Raw genomic sequence first — 2,411 nt, forward strand, 5'->3', positions numbered from 1 at the left:
CCGACGACGGCGGGTACGCGTTGACCGACTCGGGCAGGCTGCTGGCGGACGGTGTCGTGCGCGACGTCCTCCTCTGACGCGCTGGATTAGAATCGTCCGTACGCAGCCAGTGAGAAGGGGAACCGATGTCGAGTACGGCCGATCGTAGGACCGAGGTCCTGCGCGCGATCGTCTCCGACTACATCGCCTCGCACGAGCCCGTCGGCTCCAAGTCCCTGGTCGACCGCCATTCCCTGGGGGTCTCGAGCGCGACGATCCGCAACGATATGGCTGTGCTCGAGGCGGAGGGCTTCATCGTCCAACCCCACACGAGTTCCGGACGGATCCCCACGGAGAAGGGCTACCGACATTTCGTCGACTCGATCGAGGAGATCACGCCGCTCTCGCGGGCGCAGCGTAAGGCCATCCAGGCGTTCCTCGAGGGTGCCGTCGACCTCGACGACGTCCTCCGGCGGGCCGTGCGGCTGCTGTCGCAGCTCACCCGCCAGGTCGCCGTCGTCCAGTACCCGGTGCTGGGGCGCTCCACCGTGCGTCATCTCGAGGTGGTGAGCCTGGCACCCACCCGCCTGCTGTTGGTGCTGATCACCGACACCGGCAGGGTGGACCAGCGGACCGTCGACCTCGCCGCGGAGCTGACGGACGATCACCTGGCCGAACTCCGGGCGCTCCTCTCGGAGGCGGTGGCGGACAAGAGGCTCAGCGACGCCTCCGAGGCGCTGGCGGCCACCCCCGAGCGCGCGCGGCCGGAGTACCGCGACGCCGCGGAGAGGTGCGTGACGGTGCTGGTGGAGACCCTGGTGGAGCAGCCCGACGACCGCATCGTCCTGGGCGGTACCGCCAACCTCACCCGCAGCGCGGCCGATTTCGACGGTTCCCTGAGATCCGTCCTGGAGGCGTTGGAGGAGCAGGTCGTGATCCTCCGGTTGCTCTCGGCGGCGCAGTCCGTGGGGATGGGGGGCCCCGGCGGGGTCACCGTCCAGATCGGCGAGGAGACCCGGTCGGCGGAGATCCGCGGGGCGTCCGTGGTGTCCTCCGTGTACGGTTCCGGGCGCCAGATGCTGGGCGGGATGGGGGTGCTCGGGCCCACCAGGATGGACTACCCGGGAACAATCGCCTCGGTCGCCGCTGTTGCCCACTACGTGGGCGAGATCCTGTCCGGGCGCTGACGCCCGTAGCCTCACCCGGGACCGGCGTCCCACCGACCTGATCCACATGACGAAAGGCGACACGTGTCACGCGACTACTACGGGACCCTCGGGGTCGATCGAGGTGCCTCGGAGTCCGAGATCAAGCGCGCCTACCGCAAGCTCGCCCGCGAGTTGCACCCCGATGTCAACCCGTCGGACGAGGCGCGTGAGCGGTTCAGCGAGATCACGGCGATCTACGAGGTGCTCACCGATCCCGAGAAGCGCCGCGTCGTGGACATGGGCGGCGATCCTCTGGACTCGTCTCCCGGTGGCGGATTCGGTGGCGGCTTCGGTGGCGGGGGTTTCGGCGCCGGCGGGGGGCTCGGCGACGTGTTCGAGGCGTTCTTCGGCGGCGGCGGCGGTGGCGGCGGACGTGGCCCCAGGAGCCGTGTGCAGCCGGGGTCGGACGCGCTGATCCGTGTGAACCTGTCCCTGGCGGAGTGCGCGACCGGCGTCACCAAGGAGATCCAGGTCGACACGGCCGTCCTCTGCGAGACCTGCCACGGCAAGGGCTCCGCGACCGACGCGCCGCCCGCCAGGTGCGGGATGTGCCAGGGCCAGGGTGAGATCCAGTCCGTCCAGCGCTCCCTGTTGGGCAACATCATGACCAGCCGACCGTGCCCCACCTGCGCGGGGACCGGTGAGATCATCACCGATCCGTGCGGCGACTGCACCGGCCAGGGCCGCGTCCGCAAGCGCCGCACCGTGTCGGCCAAGATCCCGGCGGGTGTCGGCGGCGGGATGCGGATCCGGCTGTCCGGTCAGGGTGAGGTCGGCCCCGGAGGGGGCCCCGCCGGGGACCTCTACATCGAGGTCAACGAGCGCACCCACCCGGTGTTCGTCCGCGACGGCGAGGACCTGCACTGCACGGTCCGCGTCCCGGTCGTGGACGCCATCCTCGGCGGCCGGGTGGATCTGGAGACCGTCGTCGGAGACGACCTGGAGATCGACATCCCGCCCGGCACCCAGCCCGGGCACACGGTCACCCTGTCCGGCCGCGGGATGCCACGTGTCCGGGGCGGCGGTGCCGGTGACCTCACGGTCCACATGGAGGTCGTGATCCCGGACAAGCTGGACCGCAAGCGGCGGGACCTCGTGGAGCAGCTGCGCCGACTCGGTGGCGACTCGGCCGAGATCGTCAACGAGGACACCGCCCGCCGGGGCGGGTTGTTCTCACGGCTGCGCGACGCGGTCGCGGGTCACTGACCCGGTGACCCCGCCTCT

At 70.7% G+C, this 2,411-nt stretch carries 2 protein-coding genes; both read left to right on the forward strand.

The genetic code is table 11. The features are described 5' to 3' along the window. The first annotated feature begins 125 nt into the window (after positions 1-125). Positions 126-1,166, forward strand: coding sequence for a heat-inducible transcriptional repressor HrcA (gene hrcA, locus G6026_RS02405; RefSeq protein ID WP_107756112.1), 1,041 nt, complete (start codon positions 126-128; stop codon positions 1,164-1,166). A 63-nt stretch (positions 1,167-1,229) separates the two neighbouring features. Beyond that, positions 1,230-2,393 (forward strand): molecular chaperone DnaJ, encoded by a 1,164-nt coding sequence (dnaJ, locus tag G6026_RS02410; RefSeq protein WP_182612158.1) that lies wholly within the window; start codon positions 1,230-1,232, stop codon positions 2,391-2,393. Positions 2,394-2,411: the final 18 nt, after the last annotated feature.

It is taken from the genome of Dietzia sp. DQ11-38-2, from assembly GCF_014145055.1.
Taxonomy (GTDB): Bacteria; Actinomycetota; Actinomycetes; order Mycobacteriales; family Mycobacteriaceae; genus Dietzia.

Bases quoted from the DNA above. Each gene is read 5' to 3' on its own strand.
- hrcA (WP_107756112.1), top strand. From the start codon at position 126: ATGTCGAGTACGGCCGATCGTAGGACCGAGGTCCTGCGCGCGATCGTC.